The 22,625-nt window shown below is 71.6% G+C and carries 22 protein-coding genes; 13 read left to right on the forward strand and 9 right to left on the reverse strand.

Annotated features, from left to right (window positions below; all coding sequences use genetic code 11):
* Positions 1–58: 58 nt before the first annotated feature.
* The 6 genes from ADK66_RS11700 (at position 59) to pstB (ending at position 6,264) form a co-directional block, all read left to right on the forward strand.
* Positions 59–928 carry a polysaccharide deacetylase family protein gene (locus ADK66_RS11700; protein WP_053654292.1) on the forward strand — a complete coding sequence of 290 codons (870 nt, stop codon included), beginning with the start codon at positions 59–61 and terminating at the stop codon, positions 926–928.
* A gap of 76 nt (positions 929–1,004) precedes the next feature.
* On the forward strand, positions 1,005–1,931 hold the full coding sequence (mshD, locus tag ADK66_RS11705) for a mycothiol synthase (RefSeq protein WP_053654294.1): 927 nt from the start codon (positions 1,005–1,007) through the stop codon (positions 1,929–1,931).
* A gap of 213 nt (positions 1,932–2,144) precedes the next feature.
* The gene (pstS, locus tag ADK66_RS11710; RefSeq protein ID WP_053654296.1) at positions 2,145–3,251 is read left to right on the forward strand and encodes a phosphate ABC transporter substrate-binding protein PstS; all 1,107 of its coding nucleotides are present in this window, start codon (positions 2,145–2,147) and stop codon (positions 3,249–3,251) included.
* Positions 3,252–3,290: 39 nt separating this feature from the next.
* Positions 3,291–4,382, forward strand: coding sequence for a phosphate ABC transporter permease subunit PstC (pstC, locus tag ADK66_RS11715; RefSeq protein WP_053654298.1), 1,092 nt, complete (start codon positions 3,291–3,293; stop codon positions 4,380–4,382).
* Complete coding sequence (gene pstA, locus ADK66_RS11720) at positions 4,379–5,467, forward strand: phosphate ABC transporter permease PstA (RefSeq protein WP_053654300.1); 1,089 nt, start codon at positions 4,379–4,381, stop codon at positions 5,465–5,467. Before pstC ends, pstA begins: the two co-directional genes overlap by 4 nt.
* Positions 5,468–5,487: 20 nt before the next feature.
* Positions 5,488–6,264 carry a phosphate ABC transporter ATP-binding protein PstB gene (pstB, locus tag ADK66_RS11725; protein ID WP_053654301.1) on the forward strand — a complete coding sequence of 259 codons (777 nt, stop codon included), beginning with the start codon at positions 5,488–5,490 and terminating at the stop codon, positions 6,262–6,264.
* A 157-nt stretch (positions 6,265–6,421) separates the two neighbouring features.
* Here the strand turns inward: pstB and ADK66_RS11730 are convergent, their stop codons facing one another.
* Positions 6,422–7,255, reverse strand: coding sequence for an NUDIX domain-containing protein (locus ADK66_RS11730; protein WP_053654303.1), 834 nt, complete (start codon positions 7,253–7,255; stop codon positions 6,422–6,424).
* A gap of 151 nt (positions 7,256–7,406) precedes the next feature.
* Here ADK66_RS11730 and ADK66_RS11735 point away from each other — a divergent pair, with 151 nt between their 5' ends.
* Complete coding sequence (locus ADK66_RS11735) at positions 7,407–8,375, forward strand: Gfo/Idh/MocA family protein (protein ID WP_053654306.1); 969 nt, start codon at positions 7,407–7,409, stop codon at positions 8,373–8,375.
* Between the two features lie 69 nt (positions 8,376–8,444).
* On the opposite strand, the gene ADK66_RS11740 is transcribed toward ADK66_RS11735, so the two are convergent.
* From ADK66_RS11740 to ADK66_RS11750, 3 genes are all read right to left on the reverse strand, one after another.
* Positions 8,445–9,452, reverse strand: a complete 1,008-nt coding sequence (locus ADK66_RS11740; protein ID WP_053655018.1) for an inorganic phosphate transporter — start codon at positions 9,450–9,452, stop codon at positions 8,445–8,447.
* 10 nt (positions 9,453–9,462) lie between these two features.
* On the reverse strand, positions 9,463–10,089 hold the full coding sequence (locus ADK66_RS11745; RefSeq protein ID WP_053655020.1) for a DUF47 domain-containing protein: 627 nt from the start codon (positions 10,087–10,089) through the stop codon (positions 9,463–9,465).
* Positions 10,090–10,215: 126 nt separating this feature from the next.
* On the reverse strand, positions 10,216–11,154 hold the full coding sequence (locus ADK66_RS11750) for a PPK2 family polyphosphate kinase (protein ID WP_053654308.1): 939 nt from the start codon (positions 11,152–11,154) through the stop codon (positions 10,216–10,218).
* Between the two features lie 199 nt (positions 11,155–11,353).
* On the opposite strand from ADK66_RS11750, the gene sigJ reads away from it, so the two are divergent.
* Entirely contained in the window at positions 11,354–12,319 is a 966-nt protein-coding gene (sigJ, locus tag ADK66_RS11755) for an RNA polymerase sigma factor SigJ (RefSeq protein WP_053654310.1), read from the forward strand.
* A gap of 12 nt (positions 12,320–12,331) precedes the next feature.
* On the opposite strand, the gene ADK66_RS11760 is transcribed toward sigJ, so the two are convergent.
* Positions 12,332–12,838, reverse strand: coding sequence for a DUF402 domain-containing protein (locus ADK66_RS11760; protein ID WP_053654311.1), 507 nt, complete (start codon positions 12,836–12,838; stop codon positions 12,332–12,334).
* 102 nt (positions 12,839–12,940) lie between these two features.
* On the opposite strand from ADK66_RS11760, the gene ADK66_RS11765 reads away from it, so the two are divergent.
* A complete protein-coding gene (locus tag ADK66_RS11765) occupies positions 12,941–15,145 on the forward strand; it encodes an ATP-dependent DNA helicase (RefSeq protein ID WP_197281490.1) in 2,205 nt (734 codons plus the stop codon).
* Positions 15,146–15,223: 78 nt separating this feature from the next.
* On the opposite strand, the gene ADK66_RS11770 is transcribed toward ADK66_RS11765, so the two are convergent.
* Entirely contained in the window at positions 15,224–16,528 is a 1,305-nt protein-coding gene (locus tag ADK66_RS11770; RefSeq protein WP_053654313.1) for an AI-2E family transporter, read from the reverse strand.
* A 152-nt stretch (positions 16,529–16,680) separates the two neighbouring features.
* Between ADK66_RS11770 and ADK66_RS11775 the strand changes: the two genes are divergently transcribed.
* Together ADK66_RS11775 and ADK66_RS31860 are read left to right on the forward strand one after the other, a co-directional pair.
* Complete coding sequence (locus ADK66_RS11775; protein WP_053654316.1) at positions 16,681–17,019, forward strand: co-chaperone GroES; 339 nt, start codon at positions 16,681–16,683, stop codon at positions 17,017–17,019.
* Between the two features lie 103 nt (positions 17,020–17,122).
* On the forward strand, positions 17,123–17,290 hold the full coding sequence (locus ADK66_RS31860) for a hypothetical protein (protein ID WP_167946833.1): 168 nt from the start codon (positions 17,123–17,125) through the stop codon (positions 17,288–17,290).
* Between the two features lie 43 nt (positions 17,291–17,333).
* Here the strand turns inward: ADK66_RS31860 and ADK66_RS11780 are convergent, their stop codons facing one another.
* Positions 17,334–18,845, reverse strand: coding sequence for a PrsW family intramembrane metalloprotease (locus ADK66_RS11780; RefSeq protein WP_082377403.1), 1,512 nt, complete (start codon positions 18,843–18,845; stop codon positions 17,334–17,336).
* A 39-nt stretch (positions 18,846–18,884) separates the two neighbouring features.
* On the reverse strand, positions 18,885–20,120 hold the full coding sequence (locus ADK66_RS11785; protein ID WP_053655025.1) for an aromatic acid exporter family protein: 1,236 nt from the start codon (positions 20,118–20,120) through the stop codon (positions 18,885–18,887).
* Positions 20,121–20,227: 107 nt separating this feature from the next.
* Between ADK66_RS11785 and ADK66_RS11790 the strand changes: the two genes are divergently transcribed.
* Complete coding sequence (locus tag ADK66_RS11790; protein ID WP_053654318.1) at positions 20,228–20,884, forward strand: metal-dependent phosphohydrolase; 657 nt, start codon at positions 20,228–20,230, stop codon at positions 20,882–20,884.
* On the opposite strand, the gene ADK66_RS11795 is transcribed toward ADK66_RS11790, so the two are convergent.
* Complete coding sequence (locus ADK66_RS11795) at positions 20,856–21,140, reverse strand: DUF4031 domain-containing protein (RefSeq protein ID WP_053654320.1); 285 nt, start codon at positions 21,138–21,140, stop codon at positions 20,856–20,858. The genes ADK66_RS11790 and ADK66_RS11795 overlap by 29 nt on opposite strands.
* 67 nt (positions 21,141–21,207) lie before the next feature.
* Here ADK66_RS11795 and ADK66_RS11800 point away from each other — a divergent pair, with 67 nt between their 5' ends.
* A complete protein-coding gene (locus ADK66_RS11800) occupies positions 21,208–22,611 on the forward strand; it encodes an FAD-binding oxidoreductase (protein WP_053654322.1) in 1,404 nt (467 codons plus the stop codon).
* The last annotated feature ends 14 nt before the right edge of the window (positions 22,612–22,625 follow it).

Here is a 22,625-nt window from a genome sequence, read left to right on the forward strand (position 1 = left end):
TGCGCGCAGGTACCACGGGGGCAACGGGCGGGCGCGCCCTGTCGACGAGGCGGAAGCCGTGATCCGGGTCAACTCGACCGCGCGCGCCGCGGCGATAGTGACGCTGGTTGTGGTCGCACTGCTCGGCTCGGCGTACGTGCTGGGCCGCAGTCTCGTCCCCGAGCAGCCCCGACGGCACGCTACCGGTGCCACCACGAACGGCGACGAGCCGCACTACACCGACCAGCTCCCTCCCGACGAGCCCAGCGGCACCCCGAGCGCCAGCCAGAGCACCGGCCCCACCGAGGCAGGTCAGGACGGCTCGGGGCGGGACGCCAGCGGCGATCGGCTGTTCGGCGCGCACACCGGCACCGGCAGCGACCGACTCGCGCTGACCTTCGACGACGGGCCGGACCCGCGCTACACCCCGCAGGTCCTCGCCGCTCTGCGCGAGTACGACGTCAAGGCCACGTTCTGCGTGGTGGGCGAGAACGCGCAGAACCACCCGGACCTGATCCAGGCGATCGTGGCCGACGGGCACACACTGTGCAACCACTCCTGGCACCACGACGTCTCGCTGGGCAACAAGTCGACCGACCAGATCCGCGCCGACCTGCTGCGCACCAACGCCGCGATCCGGGCCGCGGTGCCGGAGGCGCCCATTGTCTGGTACCGCCAGCCCGGCGGCGCCTGGACGTATCCGGTGGTGTCGGTGGCACGTCAGCTCGGCATGACCCCGCTGCACTGGTCGGTGGACCCGTCCGACTGGCAGGCACCTGGCGCCGGCAAGATCGCCGCGACGGTGTCCACCCAGGTGGGCCCAGGCTCGGTGGTGCTGCTGCACGACGCGGGCGGCGACCGGCAGGGCACCGTCGACGCGCTACGCCGGATCCTGCCGGAGCTGAGCACGCACTTCGAGTTGGAGGCGCTGCCCACCGACCCGACGTGAGCCAGGCACCCACGCCGGGCGCGGCTTTACCTGGCGACGGTCCGAGCGTCACGCACCCAACGGATACGGTGGCGGAATGAGCAGCGCGGAGCCGACCAGCGACCAGGTGACCCGGACCGACCGACTGGCTCCGGCGGAGATCGCTGACGTGCTGGCCCTGGCCGGCGCCGCTGGCGACACCGACGGCGCGGACCCGCTCGACGAGCACGTCCTGCTCCGGTTGCGTGACCCGGAGGCCAGCGCCATACATCTGCTGGCCCGCGCCGACGACGGCACCCTCACCGGGTACGCGCACCTGGACACCACCGACCCGGTGGGCGGCATCGGCGTGGAACTCGTTGTGCACCCCGGCTACCGGCGGCGGGGCACCGGTCGGGCGCTGGCCCGGGGCGTGCTCGCGTCGGCCACCGGGCCGCTGCGGGCGTGGGCGCACGGCGACCACCCCTCGGCCGCGGCACTCGGCGTGGACCTCGGTTTCACCCGGGCGCGGGTGCTCCTGCAACTGCGCCGGCCGCTGACCACCCCGCAGGGCGAGCCGCGCCTGCCCGACGGGGTGGCGCTGCGCGCGTTCCGGCCGGGGGCGGACGACGCGGCGTGGCTGGCCCTCAACGCGCGCGCCTTCGCCGAGCATCCCGAGCAGGGCCGGTGGACCTCGGAGGACCTGCGCGTCCGCCTCGCCGAGCCGTGGTTCGACCCGGCCGGCTTCCTGCTCGCCGAGGAGACCGCGACCGGCCGGCTGCTCGGCTTCCACTGGACAAAGGTCCATGAGCGTCCGGGGTCGGCCCGCATCGGCGAGGTGTACGTCCTCGGCGTGGAACCGACAGCGCACGGCGGCGGGCTCGGCCGCGCCCTGACCACTGCGGGGCTGGCGTACCTGCGGGACAAGCGGGGCCTGGACCGGGTGATGCTCTACGTGGACGAGTCGAACAGCGCAGCGGTCGCGCTGTACGAGCGGACGGGCTTCGCCCGCTGGTCCGCGCACATCAACTACCACCTCGGCTGAGCTGCAACGGGGCACTGAAGTGCCCTGGTTCACTTAACGGACAACTCACCCTCAGCGAGCGGTCATCTTCCAGGCCGTACGTGTTCACCTTGCGTTCACTTGTGACCGGCAAACCGGCTACCTGGCACTTCTAACTTTCGTGTCAGCCGGCCAGTGCCGGTCCTCGGGCCCCGGATTCGGGGTGCCAAGTCAGACGCGAAGGGAACCCCTCAGGTGAAGCTCCAGCGGTACGGCGCTATTGCCGGCCTCGCCCTCGCCGCGACGCTCGGCCTCAGCGCATGCGGCTCGGACAACAACGAGCCCGCTGCCGGTGCCGGCGCTTCGGGCTCGGCCGCCGCGATCGACTGCGCTACCGGAACGCTGAACGCCCAGGGCTCGTCGGCGCAGAAGAACGCCATGGCCGAGTGGATCAAGGCGTACCAGCAGAAGTGCCAGGGCACCACTGTCAACTACGAGCCGACCGGTTCCGGCGCCGGCATCCAGGCGTTCATCGCCGGGACCGCCGACTTCGCCGGCTCGGACTCCGCGTTGAAGCCGGAGGAGCAGCCGCAGGCCGACGCCAAGTGCGTCGACGGCAAGGCCATTCACCTGCCGATGGTGATCGGCCCGGTGGCCGTCGCCTACAACATCAGCGGCGTGGACAACCTCCAGCTCAAGCCGGCCACCTTGGCGAAGATCTTCGCCGGCAAGGTCACCAAGTGGGACGACCCGGCCATCAAGGCCGACAACCCGGACGCCAAGCTGCCGGCCACCACGATCCAGACCGTGCACCGCTCGGACGAGTCGGGCACCACCGACAACTTCACCAAGTTCCTCTCCAAGACCGCCGAGGCCGACTGGACGCTCGGCAACGCCAAGGCGTGGAAGGGCCCGGGCGGCACCGGCGCCAAGGGCTCGGACGGCGTGGCCAGCCGGGTCAAGGGCGCCGAGGGCTCCATCGGCTACATGGAGTGGTCGTTCGCCGAGAACGCCGGCCTCAAGATGTCCAAGATCGGCAACGGTAACGGTGAGTTCGCCGCGCTGACCGCCGAGACGGCAGGCAAGACCATCGCCGGTGCCGAGGTCGAGGGCCAGGGCGACGACCTCAAGCTGAAGATCGACTACAACACCAAGGAGGCCGGGGCCTACCCGATCGTCCTGGCGACGTACGAGATCGTCTGCAGCAAGGGCCTCGCGGCCGACAAGTTGCAGCTGGTCAAGGGGCTGCTGGGCTACGCCGCCAGCGCCGAGGGCCAGAACTCCCTTACCGACCTGGGCTACGCCCCGCTGCCGGAGACGGTTCGCACCAAGGTCGAGTCCGCGGTCAAGAACCTCTCCTGACCCGACCCCAACACCTCAGCAACCGAATCGAGCGAGCAGATGGGTGAAATCCCTCACCGCTCGGCCGACGCCGGCACCGGCGGGACGCAAGTGACCCAGAGTCACGAGTGGCCCGCCGGTGCCTCGGCGCACGTGGCCGAGGCACCAGTCAGCACCCGTTCCCCGGGCAGCGGGGGGCTGGGCGGCGGCGGCGCGTTGCCGCGCAGCCGTAAGTTCGGCGCCGAGCGGGCCTTCCGCGGTCTCACCCTGGCCGCCGGCACCACCGTTCTGGTCATCATCGCCGCCATCGCGATCTTCCTGGTCGCGAAGGCGGTGCCGGCCCTGCGCGCCAACACCGAGAACTTCTGGTCCTACGAGGGCTGGTCCCCCAACGACACCGAGCCGAAGTTCGGCATCGGTGCCCTCGCCTTCGGCACCGTGCTCAGCTCGGCACTCGCGCTGCTCGTGGCGGTTCCGGTGGCGCTGGGCATCGCGCTCTACCTCTCGCACTACGCTCCCCGCCGGCTGGGCACCGCACTCGGCTTCCTGATCGACCTGCTCGCCGCCGTACCCAGCGTGGTCTTCGGCCTCTGGGGGCGCGACGTCTTCAGCGGCCCGGTCCGGGACTTCTCGATCTGGCTCAACCAGCACTTCAGCTGGATCCCGCTCTTCGGCGGCGACGGCCCGTTCGGCGCCTCCGTCATGCTGGGCGCCCTGGTGCTCGCGATCATGGTGCTGCCGATCATCACCTCGCTGTCGCGTGAGGTGTTCCTCCAGACGCCGACGGCGAACGAGGAGGCCGCCCTCGCTCTGGGCGCCACCCGCTGGGAGATGCTCCGCACCGCGGTACTCCCTTACGGTCGCCCCGGCATCATCGCCGCCGTGATGCTCGGTCTGGGCCGGGCGCTAGGCGAGACCATCGCCCTGGCGCTGACCCTCGGCATCACCTTCGGCATCTCGTTCAACCTGATCCAGAACGGCGGTAACACCATCGCCGCCAACATCGCCAACGCGTTCGGCGAGGCGAACGAGACCGGCCGGGGCGCGCTGATCGCCTCCGGTCTGGTGCTGTTCACCATCACGCTGATCGTCAACATCACGGCGCGGGCGATCATCTACCGCCGCCGGGAGTTCACGGAGTCGGCCGCATGACCACAACCGCCACCTCCCACCGCACCCGCCCGCCGGCCCAGCCCGACTCGCTGCGGGCACGCCGGCTGCCCCGGTACGCCGCACCGGCAATCGCCGTCGCGGCCCTGGCGCTCTCCGCCGTGATCGTCTACGGCGCCGGCATCGGCGGCCCGGTCCTCGTGATCGGCCTCGGCGCGATCCTCTACCTGGTGGGGCTCTTCGGCGCCGCCAACGCCGTCGAGGGACGCCGATCGGCCCGGAACCGCACCTGGAGCGCGCTGATCCACTCCGCGTTCGTGCTGGCGGTGCTGCCACTCGTGTCGGTGGTCTGGACGCTCGTCAGCAAGGGCGCCGAGCGGCTGGACGTCAACTTCTTCCAGACCTCGATGAACAACATCGGGGCGCGTGACGCGAACGGCGGCGCGTACCACGCGATCGTCGGGACGCTTGAGCAGGTCGGCATCGCCACCCTGATCACCGTGCCGCTCGGCATCCTCTGCGCCATCTACATCGTCGAGTACGGCCGGGGCAAGTTCGCCTTCGCGATCCGGTTCTTCGTGGACGTGATGACGGGCATCCCGTCGATCGTCTCCGGCCTCTTCGTGCTGGCGTTCTGGGTGCTGATCGTCTCGCCGTGGTTCAACGACGGCCGGCCGAGCTTCTCCGGTTTCGCCGCCGCGCTCGCGCTGAGCGTGCTGATGCTGCCCACCATCGTGCGGTCAACCGAGGAGATGCTCCGCCTCGTTCCCGCGCCGCTGCGCGAGGGCGCGTACGCGCTCGGCGTACCCAAGTGGAAGACCATCCTGAAGGTGGTCCTGCCGACCGCGCTGCCCGGCATCGTCACCGGCGTCATGCTCGCCATCGCCCGCGCGGCCGGCGAGACCGCGCCGGTGCTGCTGGTCGCCGGCGGCGGTGCCGCGATCAACGTCAATCCGTTCGAGAACAACCAGTCGTCGCTGTCCCTCTTCGTCTACCAGCAGGCAAGTGACGCGTCGCGGTACGCGCCGGCGCGGGCGTGGACCGCAGCGCTCACGCTTGTCGCCCTCGTACTCGTCCTGACGATCGCGGCGAAGCTGCTGGCCCGTCGCAACCGGCTCGGCCGATGAACCCCGGAGGTACCACCACAATGGCCAAGCGTGTCGAAGCCTCGAACGTCACCGCGTACTACGGCGGTTTCAAGGCGATCGAGAACATCAACCTGACCGTCGAGCCGAAGACGGTCACCGCCCTGATCGGCCCGTCCGGTTGCGGCAAGTCCACGTTCCTGCGGTCGATCAACCGGATGCACGAGGTGCTGCCGGGCGCCCGGGTCGAGGGCAGCCTGACCGTCGACGACCAGGACATCTACGACCGGGACGTGGACGTCACAGCTGTCCGGCGCATGATCGGGATGGTGTTCCAACGGCCGAACCCGTTCCCCACCATGAGCATCTTCGAGAACGTGGTGGCCGGGCTGAAGCTCAACGGCGTCCGGAAGAAGTCGATCCTGGAGGAGGCGGCCGAGAAGGCGCTGCGCTCGGCGAACCTGTGGGACGAGGTCAAGGACCGGCTGGGCAAGCCCGGCGCGGGCCTCTCCGGCGGTCAGCAGCAGCGACTGTGCATCGCGCGGACCATCGCGGTCGAGCCGCAGGTCGTCCTCATGGACGAGCCGTGCTCGGCCCTGGACCCGATCTCCACGCTGGCGATCGAGGACCTGATGTTCCAGCTCAAGGACAAGTTCACGATCATCATCGTGACCCACAACATGCAGCAGGCCGCTCGGGTGTCGGACCGGACCGCCTTCTTCTCGATCGAGAAGACCGGCGACCCGGGCCGCCTCATCGAGTACGACAACACGCAGAAAATCTTCAGCAACCCCGGCGTGAAGAAGACCGAGGACTACATCACCGGCCGCTTCGGCTGAGCTGACCCGGTCACCGGCGTCCGCCGTGCGCGCACCCCGCGCCTGCGCTGGACGCTCAAGATCGTGCTCGATCCTGGAAACAGTGGCCTCGGCCGCACGACGAACCCACTACTTCCTGGATCGAGCAGGTGTTCGCCGGCAACCGGCGAGCGGCGTGTCAGCCGAGCACGAAGCGGGGTTCGCCGTCGGGCGGGAGGTCCAGGCGTGGGGTGATCGGCGTGGCGGCGTCCCGGTCGGCCGCCGCCTGCCCCACTCCGGCCAGGTCGCCGGCAGCCGCGACCTGCTCCAGCGTGACAAGGGTCGGCGGCAGCATCGTCAACTCGCCCGCCGCGTGGCGGGCCAGCGCGTCCGCCGGGCGGATCCAGAGGGTGTGGTCGGCCTCGCCGGAGACGTCCCGGGTCCGCTGCCCCGCGGGCAGCAGGGCCACGAAGAAGTACGTGTCGAAGCGGCGCGGCTCGAACTCGGGTGTGATCCACCGGCTCCACGGCAGCAGCAGGTCCGACCGCAGCGTCAGCCGACGGTCGGCGAGCAGCGCCGCGAAGCCCAGCCGCCGCCCCTCCAGGTCCTGCCGGGCGGCCTCCCAGTCGTCGCCGCTGACGTCGCCCACCACTGTCGCCGGGTCCGGGCCGGCCAGCAGCACGCCGGCCTCCTCGAAGACCTCGCGGGCCGCTGCGCAGACGACCGCCTGGGCGGCGTCCGGGTCGACCCCCAGTCGCTGCGCCCATCCGGTCGGCGGCGGGCCCGCCCAGTCCAGGTGCGCCTCGGAGTCGGAGCGGTCGACCCCACCGCCGGGGAAGGCGTACACCCCGCCGAAGGTCATCGACGCGACCCGGCGGATGACGTACACCTCGAAGTCGGTGTCGGTCGGACGCAGCAGCAGCACTGTGGCCGCGACCCGCGGCACCGCCGGGGTGCCACCCTCGGCCTGGAACCGGCGGGCGTGCTCGACCAGGGCGGCCGGTGCGGCGAAGCCGTCGCTGTCGATCGTCATGGCGCGAGCCTAGTTGCCCGACGCGGCGACGCCGATCGACAGGTGTGCCGGCCGGGCACGCTCGACCGCCGACCAACCACCCGATCCCGCTGGATGCGCTGGCGGCGACCGGACATCGGGGCAGCGCACCGGCTCGGCTAGCGTTGCTGACATGACTCGTTGGGGCATCCTGGCCACCGGCCAAATCGCCACCCGTTTCGCCGAAGACCTCCGGCTGGTGCCGGACGCCGAACTGGTCGCTGTCGGCTCCCGCAGCGTCGAGACCGCCAAGCTCTTCGCCGAGCGGTACGGCGCACAGCGCGCGCACGGTTCGTGGGTGGAGTTGGCCGCCGATCCGGACGTCGACGTGATCTACGTGGCGACTCCGCACGCCGCGCATCACGAGGCGGCCCTGACCTGCCTGACCGCCGGCAAGCCGGTGCTGCTGGAAAAGCCGTTCACCCTCGATCTCGCCACCAGCACCGACGTGGTGGACACCGCCCGCGCCGCCGGGGTCTTCCTCATGGAGGCCATGTGGATGCGGGTGAATCCGCTGATCCTGCGGGCGGTGCAGTTGATCGCGGACGGGGCGATCGGCACGGTGCGCAACGTCCGCGCCGACTTCGGGGTGGCCGGGCCGTTCCCGCCGGAGCACCGCATGCGCAGCGCGGCGCTGGGCGGAGGTGCGCTGCTCGACCTGGGGATCTACCCGATCAGCCTGGCCCACCTGCTGCTCGGCGTGCCGCAGCACGTCCGTTCGTGGGCGAAGCTCGGCCCGGAGGGCACGGACGAGAACACCGGCATCCTGTTCGGCTACGACAGTGGGGCGCTTGCCACCCTGAGCTGCGGCATGGTCGGCGCGAGTGAGCTGACCGCCTCGATCACCGGCAGCACCGGCCGCATCGACCTGCCGGAGCCCTTCTTCCGGCCGGGTTCGTTGACCCTGCACCGGGACGGCGTCGAGCCGGAGACGATCACCACCGAGATCGTCGGCAACGGCTACCAGCACGAGGCGATCGAGGTGCAGCGCTGCCTGGCCGCCGGGCTGACCGAGAGCCCGCTGGTGCCGCACACCACCACCCTCGAGGTGATGGCCCTGCTGGACGCGATCCGCGAGCAGATCGGCGTGCGCTACGAGTGAGTGAAAGGAAGGGCCCTTTCCTAACGCTATGCGTTAGGAAAGGGCCCTTCCTTTCACGAGCGGCGGGGATCAGCCGAAGATCGGCCGGACCAGCAGGTAGGCGACGCAGGCGATGAGCGCGGCCGCCGGGAACGTGATGATCCAGGCGAGCACGATGTTGCCGGCGACGTTCCAGCGGACCGCGGAGAGCCGCTTCGTCGCGCCCACACCCATGATCGCCGAGGTGATCGTGTGGGTCGTGGAGATCGGCGCCTTCAACACAAGCGCGTTGAAGTAGAGCACCGCGCTGGCCACCGTCTCGGCGGCGAAACCCTCCGGGGGGCCAAGGTCGATGATCTTGCGACCGAGCGTGCGGATGATCCGCCAACCACCGGCGTACGTCCCCAGTGCCAGCATCGTCGCCGAGGTCCAGAAGACCCAGCCGGGGATGTGCGTCTTGCTCTCCTGGAAACCGCCGGTGTAGAGCGCGAGCACCACGATGCCCATGGTCTTGGCGGCGTCCTGCATGCCGTGGCCGACCGACATGGCGGCGGCCGAAGCGGTCTGCGCCCAGCGGAAGCCCCGGTTGAGCTTGCCCGGCTGCCCCTTACGGAACAGCCAGAGGATGGCGAGCATCACCAGGTAACCGAGGGTCAGACCGACGATCGGCGACAGCACCATCGGCAGGATGACCTTCTCGCCGATTGTGACCCACTGGACGATGCCGCCGGTGGACAGCAGGGTCGCGCCGACCAGACCGCCGAAGAGCGCGTGCGAGGACGACGACGGCAGGCCGAAGTACCAGGTGATCAGGTTCCAGGCGATGGCACCGAGCACCCCGGCGAACACCACACCGAGACTGCTGACCCCGGTGGGCAGGGTCACCAGGCCGTCGCCGACGGTCTTCGCCACCCCGGCGCCGAAGTGGGCGCCGATGAAGTTACCCACCGCGGCGAGCCCGAGGGCGATCCGAGGTGTCAGCGCCCGGGTGGAGACGCTTGTCGCGATCGCGTTGGCAGCGTCGTGGAAGCCGTTGGTGTAGTCGAACACCAGGGCCACCGCGATCACCGCCAGCACGGCGATGAGTTCGGGCGTCAGAGTCACCGGCTCAGGACTCCTTGACCGCGATGGTCTCTACGGTGTTGGCCACGTGCTCGAAGGCGTCGCAGGCGGCCTCCAGTTCGTCGGCGACCTCCTTCATCTTGAGCACCGTCAGCGCGTCGTACTCGCCGGAGAAGAGCCGGACGAGCAGCTGCCGGTTGATCCGGTCGCCCTCGTTCTCCAGCCGGTTGCACTCGATCCAGTAGTCCTCGAGGTCCTTCATCGACTTCAGCCGGGGCATCGCGTCGGCGGTGAGCTTCGCCTGCTGGTCGAGGACGTTGACCATCTCGTGCAGCTCGCGGGGCAGCGCCGGCAGCTCGGTCAGCCCGTACAGGTAGAGCAGGTCGCCGACGGCCTCGAGGTGGTCCATCACGTCGTCGAGCAGCGAGCCGAGCCGGTAGATGTCCTCCCTGTCGAACGGCGTGATGAACGTCGAGTTGATCTTCTTGTAGAGATCGTGCGTGATCTGGTCGCTGTCGTGCTCGACCTCGGTCAGCCGCTCGCTGACCGACTGGACGTCGACACCTGGAAGGGCCAGTTCGTTAAGCAGCGCCGTGCCCCGGACCAGGTTCTGCGCAGCCCTGGTGAAGAGCTCGTAGAAGGCGCCCTCGGTGGGGCGGAAGGAAAACTTCACAGCACAGACCTCGTCGTGTCGGTGGAAGGTGGCGGCGTCCATCGGCGTCCGCCTGGTGAATGCTAGGAAACGCTCGAAGCGTGAATGCGTCGGCCCACCCCTGGTCAGACCTGATTCACCGCTCGTTCACCTGCTGTTCATCTGCGGTCCCGACCGCCCCGCTCCCCCGACACTCAATCGGTCGCGCTCGTGCGCCACGTCGAAATCGGCAGGCGGATACCCGAGATTCAGCGTGTCGAACGTCTCTCGCAGCAGGTGGGCCACCGCCCAGTCCCGGTACCACTTGCGGTCCGCCGGCACCACGAACCAGGGCGCGGCGTCCGTGCCGCACCGGCTCAGGGCCTCGGCGTACGCAGCCTGGTAGTCGTCCCACTGCGCCCGGGCATCGACGTCCGACGGGTTGTACTTCCAGTGCTTACGCGGGTCGGTGAGCCGCTCCAGCAGGCGCTCGCCCTGCTCGGCGTACGAGATGTGCAGCATCACCTTCACCAGGGTCACCCCGCCGTCGGCCAGCTCCCGCTCGAAGGAGTTGATTTCGTCGTAGCGGGCTCGCCAGGTGGCCTCCGGCACCAGCGAGCCGACCCGGGCGATCAGCACGTCCTCGTAGTGTGACCTGTTGAACATTCCGACGTACCCGGGCGGCGGCAGCGCCCGACGGATCCGCCACAGGAAGTCGTGCCGTAGCTCCTGCGGCGTCGGCGGACCGAACGACCGGATGTGCAGGCCCAGCGGGTTCATCGCGCCGGCCACCCGCTTGATCGTGCCGTCCTTGCCGCCGCAGTCCATCGCCTGGAGCACCAGCAGCACCCGGCGCGCCGGGCGGTCCGAGGCTGCCGTGGCCATCGCGTACAGCATCTCCTGCTGCCTGCCCAACTCACCGCCGACGAGTTCGACCTGGTCACGGGCCCAGGTCTTGGGGCGTTCCCCGGTCACCTCGGTCGGCGGCAGCCCGGGGGTGGACCGGGGGTCGATCGCCGCGAGGTCCACCGGCGCGGTCACCCGCAACAGCTTCCGCACGGATCCGCCGTCCGGCGCCACGATCTGCCCGTGCTGGGGTGCACTCATCCTCGGATCATCGCCCACCCGCCGGTCGTCCGCCCGTCGAGGGCCGCCCCGCCCGCCGGGACCGGCGGAGCCGTCAGCACACCCCGACCGGGCCCGCCCGGTCACCGGGCCGTCATCAGTGGTGGCGGGGCTGCCCGTTCGTCCGGTTGGCGGGAGGATGGGCTCCGGGACACGTACCGGTCGGGGAGGGTGGTGGGTCGTGCGGGACCTGGCGACGGAGTTCGAGGCCGAGCGACGCCGCCTGCTCGCGGTGGCCAACCGGATGCTGGGCAGCCGCAGCGAGGCCGAGGACGCGGTGCAGGAGACCTGGCTGCGCTACGCCGGGGCGCTCGCCGATCCGACGGCCCGTGCCGAGATCCGCGACCTCTCCGCCTGGCTGACGACCACCTGCGCCCGGATCTGCCTCGACGTCCTCCGCTCGGCGAGGGTCCGGCGCGAGGCGTACCCCGGGCAGTGGCTTCCGGAGCCGGTGGTGAGCCCGCTGGACGCCAAGCCGCCGACCGACGGGTACGCCCCCGACCCCGCCGAGCGGGCGGTCCGCACCGACCAGGTCGGCACCGCGATACGGGTGATGCTGGAGCGGCTCGCGCCCGAACAGCGGGTCGCACTCGTGCTGCATGACGTGTTCGCTGTGCCGTTCGCCGGGATCGCCGACGTGCTCGGCACCACCGAGGCGGCCGCCCGGCAGCTCGCCTCCAGGGCGCGGCGGGCGGTCACCGCACCGGACGCGCCACGGCACACCGCCGATCCGGCCGAGCAGCGGCGGGTGCTGGAAGCGTTCGTTGCCGCCACCGAGTCCGGCGAGCTGGATCAACTGCTGCGGGTGCTCGCCCCGGACGTGATCCTCCTCGGCGACTCGGGTGGGCACTTCCCGGCTGCCCGCCGGCCGGTGGTCGGCGCGGACGCTGTGGGTCGCTTCATCCTCGGCCTGTTCGGTCGGGCCGGCCGGTACGGGCAGCGGGTGACGTCCCGGCCGGTGCTTGTCGACGGTGTGCTCGGCCTTCAGATGGAGACGGTGCACAGCGACGGGCGACCGATCCGCCTTGTCGTCGCCTTCGCCGTGCACGAAGGCCGGATCACCGGCGTGTTCAACCAGCTCAACCCGGAGAAGCTTGGCGACGTGCCGCCGCTGGGCGACGACGACGGGTGGCCGCCACGCCTGTGAGCCGGCGCCGGCTCAGACCACAAGCGCCAGCCATTTCCGGTACGCGGTGGCGAACGGCTCGGTGCCGTCACCGAGCGCCCCGAACAGCCAGCGGGCGGCCGCCTCGGACTCGACGACCAGGTCCTCCGGGTATCCGAAGCGCGCCCGATGCTCAGCGAACTCGTCCTCGTCGAGCAGTTCCACGACGCCGGTGGCGCGACGGCGGACGACATCCAGGTCCAGGTCGATGAGGTGGACCGTGTCGTCGGACTCCCAGCGGGCCGGGGTTGCTATGTCGCAGTAGACCTCGCTGGTGCGCGGCGGCGGGTTGAACATGCACGTCCACCAGGCGTGGTGCGGCACCAGCAGGACGAAGGGGATCTTCTCCACCGACGGCCGGCCGTGGTAGACGGACTCGGTGCCGAACGGGACGCCGAGCCAGATGCCCAGGTCGTCCTCAGCGAGGCGACGAGCCGGGTAGTCACGGTGCGCTCTGCCGTCGTACTTGCGGTAGATCACTCGGACCACGTCGCTCGGCATGATTCGCACCTTAACCGATACCGCCCACGCCTCGTAGTGCCGCCGTAACCGGACGGCTACCACCGAAACGACCTACCGGTCGGCTGCGCGCCACGCGGGCGGATGGGCGCAGCCGGTGTCGGGCGCGGCGGGTACCGTCGCACGGTGACTCCGCCCCGCACCGCCACCGGTTCCGCCACCCCGTCGGCCCGTGCCGGAAGCCGGCGGCGGGGTGCCCGGCCCAGCGGCACCGAGCTGCTGGCGGCGGCGGTCGGCGCGGTCCCCGGCGGCGCGGCGCGCCCCGGCCAGCAGCAGATGACCACCGCTATCGAGGAGTGTGTGACGAGCGGCGAGCACCTGCTCGTCCAGGCCGGCACGGGCACCGGCAAGTCGCTCGCCTATCTCGCGCCGGCGCTCACCGTGGACGGCCCGGTCGTGGTCTCCACGGCCACGCTGGCGTTGCAGTCCCAACTCGTCGACCACGACCTGCCCCGGCTGGCCGACGCGGTCGAGCCGCTGCTCGGCCGCCGGCCCACGTTCGCGGTGCTCAAGGGCCGGCACCACTACCTCTGCCTGGCCCGACTTGACAACTCCACCGAGGACGAGCCGGAGGACACCCTCTTCGACACCCCGCCCGCCCGGCCCGGCGGCGGAACGAAATGGCTGGGCGAGGCGAGTCGGCTGGGCAAGCAGATCGAGCGGTTGCGCGGCTGGGCCGAGCGGACCGCCACCGGCGACCGCGACGAGCTGGACCCGGGCGTCGACGATCAGGCCTGGCGGCTGGTGTCGATGCCGGCCCGCGAGTGTGTCGGGGCGACCCGCTGCCCGTTCGGGCAGGAGTGCTTCGCCGAGGCGTCCCGGGCGCGCGCCCGGGAGGCCGACATCGTTGTGACAAACCACAGCCTGCTCGCCGTCGACATGCTCGCCGAACGCCACATCGTGCCGCCGCACAAGCTGCTCATCGTCGACGAGGCGCACGAGCTGGCCGACCGGGTCTCGTCGGCCGCCCAGGCGGAGCTGGTCCCGGAGCTGATCGACAGGTCCACCCGCCGCGCACGCCCGCTGCTGCGACCGGAGACCGCCGAGGCGCTCACCGCGGCCGGTGACGCGCTCGCCGTCGGGCTGGCCGAAGCACCGGCCGGGCGTCTCACCGCCGGGCTGCCGACGCCGCTACGGGAGGCGTGCACGCTGCTCGACGCGGCCACCCGCGCCGCCCTGGACGCCATCGGCGACGTCAAGTCCGACGACCCCGACCCGGTCCGCAAGCAGCAGGCCAAGGCCGCGTTGGACGACCTGTCGACGACCGCCCAGCGGCTGCTGGAGGAGGCCGACCACGACGTGGCCTGGGTGGAGAAGAACGACAGCGGCAGCCGCCGGGCCCTGGTGGTCGCGCCGCTGTCGGTGGCCGGCACGCTCGCCACCCACCTGTACGACGAGCGCACAGTGGTCGCCACGTCGGCCACACTGGCGCTCGGCGGCCGGTTCGACACCGTGGCTCGCGCCCTCGGCCTGGACGCGCCCCCGCCCGCACCGCCGACGCCGGCCGCCGCCGCGCTGGCCGCCCGCACCGCACCGGGCCGCCCCGCCGCCGAGGCGCCCGGCCGTCGCCTGGCCGGCGACACCAATCCGGGCGCGGTAGTGCCGGCCACCGAAGGTCCGGGCTGGCGGTCGCTGGACGTGGGGTCGCCCTTCGACTACGCCCGGCAGGGCATCCTGTACGTCGCTGCGCACCTGCCCCGCCCCAGCGTCTCCGGGCTGCCCGAGGCCGCCGGGGAGGAACTGCTCGGGCTCGTCGAGGCGCTCGGTGGACGTACCCTCGGGTTGTTCTCGTCGCGGCGGGCCGCGCAGCAGGCGGCGGAGCTGCTGCGCGCGCGCACCGACCTGCCGGTGCTGTTGCAGGGCGAGGAGGCGTTGCCGCTGCTGGTGCGTCGGTTCCGCGAGGAGCGCTCCAGCTGCCTGTTCGGGGTGATGTCGCTGTGGCAGGGGGTGGACGTGCCGGGCGACGCCTGCCAGTTGGTGGTCATCGACCGGCTGCCCTTCCCCCGGCCGGACGAGCCCCTGGCGGCGGCGCGTGCCGCAGCAGTCGACGCGGGCGGCGGTTCCGGCTTCGCCGCGGTAAGCGTGCCGATCGCGGCGGTCCGGCTGGCGCAGGGCGTGGGCCGGCTCATCCGGGCGACAGGCGACCGGGGGGTCGTCGCGGTGCTCGACTCCCGGCTGGAGACGGCCCGGGGCTACGGGCCGTTCCTGCGTCGTTCGCTGCCACCGTTCTGGTACACGACACGACCCGAGGTCGCCCGCGGCGCCCTGGAACGCCTAGCCAGCTCCTGACGGCGCGCCCCGCCCACTGCACGCCCTGCGGCGGCGCGGCGCGCGCGTCGGGCTTGTCCGGCCGGCGCGGCGCCGGCCTCAGGGAGCTTGTGAGGCGACGACCACGGCGTCCGGTGGGGTGTCCGGCACGGTACGGGCGGCCAGTCGGCGCACGGCCGTATTGAGTACGGCGATCAGGGGCACCGAGACCAGCGCGCCGGTGATGCCGGCCAGTACCACGCCGGCGGCGATACCGATGATCACCGCGAGCGGATGGATGGCCACCGCCCGACCCATGATCAGCGGCTGGAGCACGTGCCCTTCCACCTGCTGCACACCGATCACCACACCCAGGATGATCAGCGCGGTGACCGGCCCGCTGTCGACAAGCGCCACCAGCACCGCCACACCGCCGGAGAGCGTGGCGCCGACGATCGGGATGAACGCGCCGAGGAACACCAGCGCCGCCAGCGGGAACGCGAACGGGATGTCGAAGATGACAAGGAAGATGCCGATGCCGACCGCGTCGATGAACGCCACGAGCACTGTCGCGCGGACGTACGCGACGAGGGTCTGCCAGGAGGCCCGACCGGCGTCGTCGACCTTCCAGCGGGCGGCCACCGGCAGCAGCCGTACGAGGAAACGCCAGATGCGGTTGCCGTCACGCAGGAAGAAGAACGTGGCGAAGAGCACCAGCAGGGCGCCGGTCAGCACCTCCGCCAGCGTCGCGGCGGTGCTCAGCGCGCCGCTTGTGAACTTCGAGGTGTTGTCGTTGATCCAGCTCTGCGCCTCGGCGATGTAGCGGTCGAACTGGCTGTCGGAGAGGTGCAGCGGGCCGGTCTTGAACCAGTTCTGGATCTGCCGGACGCCCTCGGAGGACTTCGCGCTCAACTCCGGCACACCCTGAATGAACTCGTTGACCACGAAGGTCAGCGTGCCGATGACAGCCGCCAGGCCGCCGACCAGCACCACCGCGGTCGCCAGCGACCGGGGCAGCCGGGCCCGCAGCAGCCAGCCCACCGCCGGCGCGAGCAGCGCCGACAGCAGCAGCGCGATGGCCAGCGGAATGATCACGATCTTGATCGTGCCGACGACCCGGAGCAGCGCCCAGGCCACCACCCCGATGACGATCAGGCGCCAGCACCAGGCCGCGGCGATCCGCAGCCCGTGCGGCACATCCGCGTCATCGCGACTGGACGTCGAGCTGTGCAGGTCCATCGCGGGCTCGGCACCGACGACCGTGGCTGCCGGCGGCGCGACCGGCCCCGGCACGGCGGGCGAGGCCACTCCGGCCGTCTCCGGCACGTCGCTCGGCTTCTGCTGGTCGGAGCGTACGGAATCCCGGCTCGACTGGTAGGCGCGGCGGAGCCGCCCGCGTACCTGCTCGAAGCGGCTCAAGCGCACCTCCTGGCAGAAAAGTCCGGCCCGCCCACGGTGACAGGTCGCACAGCATACGTCCGTCCCGACACCCTAGGACAGTTCCGCCACACAGTGCCCCCACCACCTCTGGCGTAACCACCGGCGGCGGGTCGTCGGCGACACGGTAGCGTCTCCCCGTGACCGCCGACCAGGATTTCGACTCCGGCCTGCCGATCCGCCTGCTGCACGACCGCGTGCTGGTACGGATGGACGGCAGCGAGGGCGAGCGGCGCTCCACCGCTGGCATCGTCATCCCGGCGACAGCGGCGGTCGGCAAGCGTCTCGCCTGGGCCACCGCCGTCGGTGTGGGGCCGAACGTCCGCGCCATCGTCTCCGGCGACCGGGTGCTCTTCGACCCCGACGACCGCTCCGAGGTCGAGCTGCACGGGCGCGGGTACGTGCTGCTGCGCGAGCGCGACGTGCACGCCGTGGCAGCCGAGCGCGTCGAGAACGACTCAACCGGCCTCTACCTCTAGGCACTTTTCGGCCACCGAGCCGCGCAGGCACTCTGCACCCTGCACCGTTTGCCCGGCCCCACGCGGGGAAGCCAGCCGGCGACCGTTGCCCTGGGGAGGGACGATGCCGGTATTCGTGAAGAAGCTGCTGACCTGGGGCAGCGTCGCGTTCCTGATCTACTTCATGGCGTTCCGGCCGGATGGCGCCGCGCAGTTGTTCAAGGCGATCGGGGCCGCGCTGATGGCGATGGCCCAGGGGCTCGGTGACTTCCTCACCACCCTGATGACCTGAGCGCCGCTCGCCGCCGCACCGACCGCCGCCGCACCGACCGCCGTCAGCGGTGAGCGGGCGGCCAGGGCGCCGGCGGGCGTGCACCGGGCCAGCCGGGCGGCGCGTACCCGGGCGGTCCGTATCCGGGCGGTCCGTATCCGGGCGGAGGCGGCGGCGGGGCCAGCACCACCGGAATCGGCACCACAGGCTCGTCGGGAGCCTCCACCGGGCGCTGCGTACCGTCCGGGAAGCGCAGGTGGTAGCGGCTTCCGTCCCAGACCCCTACCGGTGCCTGCGGGTCCCGGCCCACGAAGAACGACCGGTACGCGGTGATCTGCTCCAGCAACTGCCGCTCCTCGGCGGCGGTCCGCTCCTGGTCGGCGGGCTTGCGGTCCAGGCCCCGCAACGTGCCGTCGCGCAGCAGAGCCAGTCGGGTGGCGGCGAACTGGTACCCCCGCATCGCCCGTACACCGGCGTCTCCGGCGACCCGGCGTGCCCAACTGCGGGCCGCGTGGCGACGGCCGAGGCTGCTGAGCGCGGCCACCTCGGGTGGGCTGAGCCAGCCCGCGCGCACGTAGTCAGGCAATCTCCGCTCGGTGAGCCGGCCCTCCCACGCACGCAGCCACAGCGCGAGCCCGACCATGCCGAAGAACACCGGGACCATGAGGCTGAGGAAGCCGTACAACATGATCACTACCTCGCCGGTGGCCTGGGTCAGCGTGGGCAGCAGGTTCCAGGTGCCGTGCAGGATCATCGCCAGCAGCAGGCCGGCGATGGGGGCGAGCACCCGGACCCGACGGTCGGCGGTACGGGCCGCGATGCCCAGCCCCACACCGGCCATCGAGGTGAAGAGCGGATGGGCGAACCCGAACAGGAGGATCCGGACGATGAAGATGGCGATGACCTGTTGGGTGCCGGTCGCCGGGCCGTACTGGTCGGCGCCTGCCGCATAACCGTGCCCGCCCAGGTAGAGGATGTTCTCCACCATGGCGAAGCCGACAGCGGAGAGCCCGCAGTAGACGAGGCCGTCGGTGATCCCGGACCACTCACGGCGGCGGAACACCAGCAGCAGGATCGGGCCGAGGGCCTTCGTCAACTCCTCGATGAACGGCGCCACAAGCACCCCGGTGAGCGCGACCGGCAGCCCCCTGTCGGCGAACTGGGCGGCCGAGAACTCGTTCACTGTGAGCGAGGCGGCGGTGGAGACGAAGGCTCCCCAGGTGAAGCAGAAGATCAGGTACTTCAGTGGTTCGGGCTCGTACCGGTCCAGCCAGAGGAAGCAGGCGACGAGCACCGGCACCGGCAGGATCGCGGCGACCACACCGATCAGCAGCGCCTGCGCGCCGAGCGACTGCCCGAGCGTGAAGAGCATGAAGACCGCGCACGCGGCGATGAGCAGCACCACCCCGGCCAGCACCAGGAACCGTCGCCAGCCAAGTCGGCGCAACGGCATCCGGGGCGCCTCGCCGCCGGGTGGGGTCGCGGGCGCGGGCGGCAACGACGGCAGGGGTGCACCGGGCGGGGTGTCGGCCATGCGGTCAGCGTAGCCATCCGCCGCCTGCTGTTCCGGTCGCATCCACAGCCATGCGGCCGGCACTGACGCCGGGCTGCGCGCTCAGCCGATGGGCGGCGCGGTGGGTGGCTTCGGTGCCTCGCCCGGCTCGGCCGGCTCACCGACCGGCCTCTCCTGCTCGCCGAACGCGGTGCGGATCCACCGGTTCGCCTCGTCCTGCTCGATCCCGGACGCCACGAGCAGGTCACTTGCCGTCGTACGGATCTGCGCGACAACCACGCTGCCGGAGAAGCCCACCCCGGCGCCGTACGCCCGGCCGGCCTCGCTTACCGCCCGCAACGACCGCTCCCGCGCCTTCTGCGGCTCCTGGCTGGACGCGAACTCATGCTTGAGCAGCCGGACCGCCTCGGCGAGGTGCTCGATGCCGTCCGGCATCGGCTCCGGCACGGGCTCGTCGTCCTCGATAAGGGTGACGGACCGGCGGATGAGTGTGCCGGTGTTGCGCATCGCCCGGTCGATCGGGTCGGCCGCCTCCGCGTAGTGGGTCAGCTCGCTACGGCGGTGCCAGCGGGCCGGCGAGAGGGTGGCCGTCTCCTTCGCGCCCTCGATCGCCTCGGCCAGGGTGGCCAACTCCTCCTTGTTGTTGCGCATCCGGTCCAGTGCCCGTTGGGTGGCGTCGCGGTCCCGTTTGCGCAACCCGTCGGCGGCGGCGTCGAGTTGGTCGGCGAGCAGGTCCAGCGCCGGCCGGGCGGCGCGATTGATCACCCGCAGCGGGTTGAGCGGCAGCAGGACCGCCGTCACCAGCAGCGCGACCCCGCCGCCGAGGAACGCGTCGATGAAGCGCGGGATCTCCAGATCCTCCGTGGAAGGGCTCAGCGTCACGATCAGCACCGCCGTGGCCGCCGCCTGGATGACGATGGCCACGCTGGCGCCCGCGAAGATGGTGAGCAGGATCGCCACCGTGACCACCAGGCCGAGCTGCCACGCCCCGGTGCCGACCAGGTAGATCAGGATGTCGCCGATCGCCACCCCGATCGCCACTCCGAGGATCAGCTCCACGGTCCGGCGGAATCGTTGCCCGACAGACGCGGCCAGGGTGCCGACTGCGGAGATCGGCCCGAAGACCGGCTGCGGGTTGCCGAGTAGCTTGTGCGAGATCAGGTACGCCAGTCCGGCGGCCAGCCCGGCCTGGACGGCCAGCCCACCGGCCATCCGTACCCGGTGCAGCCGGTCGTGCAGTGTGGCCCGGCTGCGGTGGCGCAGTTCCTCGGTGACCTCGGCGATGCGGGCACCGTCGACGTCCACCAGACCTTCCCGCAACGGGGCGCGGCGCACCATCGGCGGTCTCTTGTCGCGGGCCACTGCCATGGGCGCGACTACCCGTGGCGGGCGCGCTGAATCCTCCCGCCCCGCGCACCGGGGACGGATTGCGGCAAACTCGGACGGTGACCGATCTGCTGGGCCGGTGGCGGGCGGCAGCCCGGGGTGCCGGGGCGACCTGTGACGATGCCGCGGCCCGGGCCGGGGAGCAGCTGCTCACCCGGTGGCGGGAACCGCACAGGCGCTACCACACTGTGGCGCACCTGACCGCCGTACTCGATGTGGTGGACCGGCATGCCGCGCTGGCCGAGCGGGCCGACCTGGTCCGCCTGGCCGCCTGGTGCCACGACGCGATCTACGATCCCCGGGCCGCCGGCGACAGCAATGAACGGGCCAGCGCCGAGCTGGCCGCCGACCTGCTCAGCGGGCTCGGGGTGCCGGAGGCGGCTACGGCCGAGGTACGGCGGCTCGTGCTGCTCACCGCCGAGCACGCGGTGGGGCCCGCCGACTCGAACGGCGCCCTGCTCTGCGACGCGGACCTCGCCGTGCTGGCCGCGCCGCCGGCCGCCTACGACCGCTACGCGGCGGCGATCCGGCAGGAGTACGCGCACGTGCCCGAGCCGGCCTTCCGGACGGGCCGGGCCGGCGTCCTCACCGGGCTGCTGGCGCTGCCCGAGCTGTTCCGGCTGCCCCCTCTCGCCGACCGCTGGGAGCAGCCGGCCCGGGACAACCTGCGCCGGGAACTGGCCAGCCTCAACGGGCCGTCGATGCTCGCGGACTGACCAGGTGCTTCGGGCGGCGCAGGCCGGCGTCGCGGAGTAACCGGACCACCTCCCGGCTCGGCACCACCCGCGCTCCGAGCCACACCGCCGACTCGAACCGGTCGGCCGGTATGTCGTAGTGGTCGCGGTCGAAGCCACGCCGGGGTGCGCCCAACACCTCGGCGAAGGCGTGCAACTCGGCGTAGGAGACGTCGCTGATCAGGTGTGACCAGAGTCGGCCGCGCCACGGCCAGGCGGGCTGGTCCAGGTAGAGCATGCGCCCAAGTTATCCCGCAGAGTTGATCATGTTGATGATCGGCCACCGGCGACCTAGCCTCGGCTGCATGGCCTCCACCACCGGACTCCTCGACGACCTGCGCGCCGCTCTGGGCGAGAACGCCGTGCTCACCGACCCGGACCTGCTGCGCATGCACCAGCGCGACGAGGCCGACCTCTGCGCCGCCGGGATGCCGCTTGTGGTGACCCGCCCGAGCAGCACCGAGCAGGTCGTCGCTGTGGTCCGGGCGGCGGCGCGGTACGGCGTACCTGTGGTGCCGCAGGGCGCGCGGACCGGCCTGGCCGGCGCGGCGAACGCCGTGGACGGCGCGGTGGTGCTCAGCACCGTCGCGATGAACGAGATCCGGGAGATCGACCCGGTGAGCCGGATCGCGGTGGTCCAGCCGGGGGTGGTCAACGCGACGCTTGCCGCGGCGGTGGCCAAGCAGGGGCTCTGGTACCCGCCGGACCCCGGCTCCTGGGAGTCGTCCACCATCGGCGGCAACGTGGCCACGAACGCGGGCGGCATGTGCTGCGTCAAGTACGGGGTGACCACCGAATACGTGCTCGGCCTTGAGGTGGTGCTCGCCTCCGGCGAGGTGCTGCGCACCGGCCGGCGTACCGCAAAGGGGGTTGCCGGCTACGACCTGACGCGGCTCTTCGTCGGCTCGGAGGGCACCCTCGGGGTGATCACCGAGGTGACTGTCTCTCTCCGGCCCGCACCGGCGGAGTCGTTGACCCTGGTGGCGGTCTTCCCGTCCACGGCGGCGGCCGGCGCGGCGGTGGCCGAGATCGCGGCCCGCGGGCTGACCCCCAGCCTGCTGGAGTTGCTGGACCAGACCCACCTGCGGGCGATCGAGGCGTACCAGCCGATGGGGTTGCGGACCGACGCCCAGGCACTGCTGCTGGCCGCCGCCGACACCGGCAGCCGGGCGGCCGACGACCTGGCCGCCCTGGCCGAGGTGTGCGAGGCGGCCGGCGCCGACGAGGTGTACGCGGCCACCGACGCGGTGGAGGCCGCAGCCCTGCTCCAGGCCCGACGGTTGGCGCACCCGGCGATGGAGAAGTTCGCGGCCGACGCCTACCCGGGCGGCAACGGCGGCCTGGTGATCGACGACGTGGCGGTGCCGCGCGGATCGCTCGCCGCACTGCTGGACGGGGTGGCCCGGATCGCTGCTGAGTGCGCGGTGCCGATCGGCGTGGTGGGGCACGCCGGGGACGGCAACATGCACCCGAACATCGTTGTCGACCGGGCCGACCCGGCGAGCGTGGAGCGGGGCCGGCGGGCGTTCGACGAGATCATGCGGCTCGGCCTGGACCTGGGTGGCACCTGCACCGGCGAGCACGGGGTGGGGTTGCTCAAGCGGGACTGGCTGGCCGCGGAGATCGGGCCGGTCGGCGTCCGGGTGCACCAGGCGATCAAGTCGGCGCTGGACCCGGCCGGGCTGCTCAACCCGGGCAAGGTGCTCTGACCCGCGCAGAGCGG

This window comes from Micromonospora sp. NRRL B-16802, from assembly GCF_001279555.1.
Taxonomy (GTDB): domain Bacteria; phylum Actinomycetota; class Actinomycetes; order Mycobacteriales; family Micromonosporaceae; genus Micromonospora; species Micromonospora profundi.

Coding starts and splice junctions, on each gene's coding strand:
- mshD (WP_053654294.1), top strand. CDS start 1,005: ATGAGCAGCGCGGAGCCGACCAGCGACCAGGTGACCCGGACCGACCGA.
- pstC (WP_053654298.1), top strand. CDS start 3,291: ATGGGTGAAATCCCTCACCGCTCGGCCGACGCCGGCACCGGCGGGACG.
- pstA (WP_053654300.1), top strand. CDS start 4,379: ATGACCACAACCGCCACCTCCCACCGCACCCGCCCGCCGGCCCAGCCC.
- pstB (WP_053654301.1), top strand. CDS start 5,488: ATGGCCAAGCGTGTCGAAGCCTCGAACGTCACCGCGTACTACGGCGGT.
- ADK66_RS11730 (WP_053654303.1), bottom strand. CDS start 7,255: ATGACGATCGACAGCGACGGCTTCGCCGCACCGGCCGCCCTGGTCGAG.
- ADK66_RS11735 (WP_053654306.1), top strand. CDS start 7,407: ATGACTCGTTGGGGCATCCTGGCCACCGGCCAAATCGCCACCCGTTTC.
- ADK66_RS11750 (WP_053654308.1), bottom strand. CDS start 11,154: ATGAGTGCACCCCAGCACGGGCAGATCGTGGCGCCGGACGGCGGATCC.
- ADK66_RS11760 (WP_053654311.1), bottom strand. CDS start 12,838: ATGCCGAGCGACGTGGTCCGAGTGATCTACCGCAAGTACGACGGCAGA.
- ADK66_RS11765 (WP_197281490.1), top strand. CDS start 12,941: ATGGGCGCAGCCGGTGTCGGGCGCGGCGGGTACCGTCGCACGGTGACT.
- ADK66_RS31860 (WP_167946833.1), top strand. CDS start 17,123: ATGCCGGTATTCGTGAAGAAGCTGCTGACCTGGGGCAGCGTCGCGTTC.
- ADK66_RS11780 (WP_082377403.1), bottom strand. CDS start 18,845: ATGCGACCGGAACAGCAGGCGGCGGATGGCTACGCTGACCGCATGGCC.
- ADK66_RS11785 (WP_053655025.1), bottom strand. CDS start 20,120: ATGGTGCGCCGCGCCCCGTTGCGGGAAGGTCTGGTGGACGTCGACGGT.
- ADK66_RS11795 (WP_053654320.1), bottom strand. CDS start 21,140: ATGCTCTACCTGGACCAGCCCGCCTGGCCGTGGCGCGGCCGACTCTGG.
- ADK66_RS11800 (WP_053654322.1), top strand. CDS start 21,208: ATGGCCTCCACCACCGGACTCCTCGACGACCTGCGCGCCGCTCTGGGC.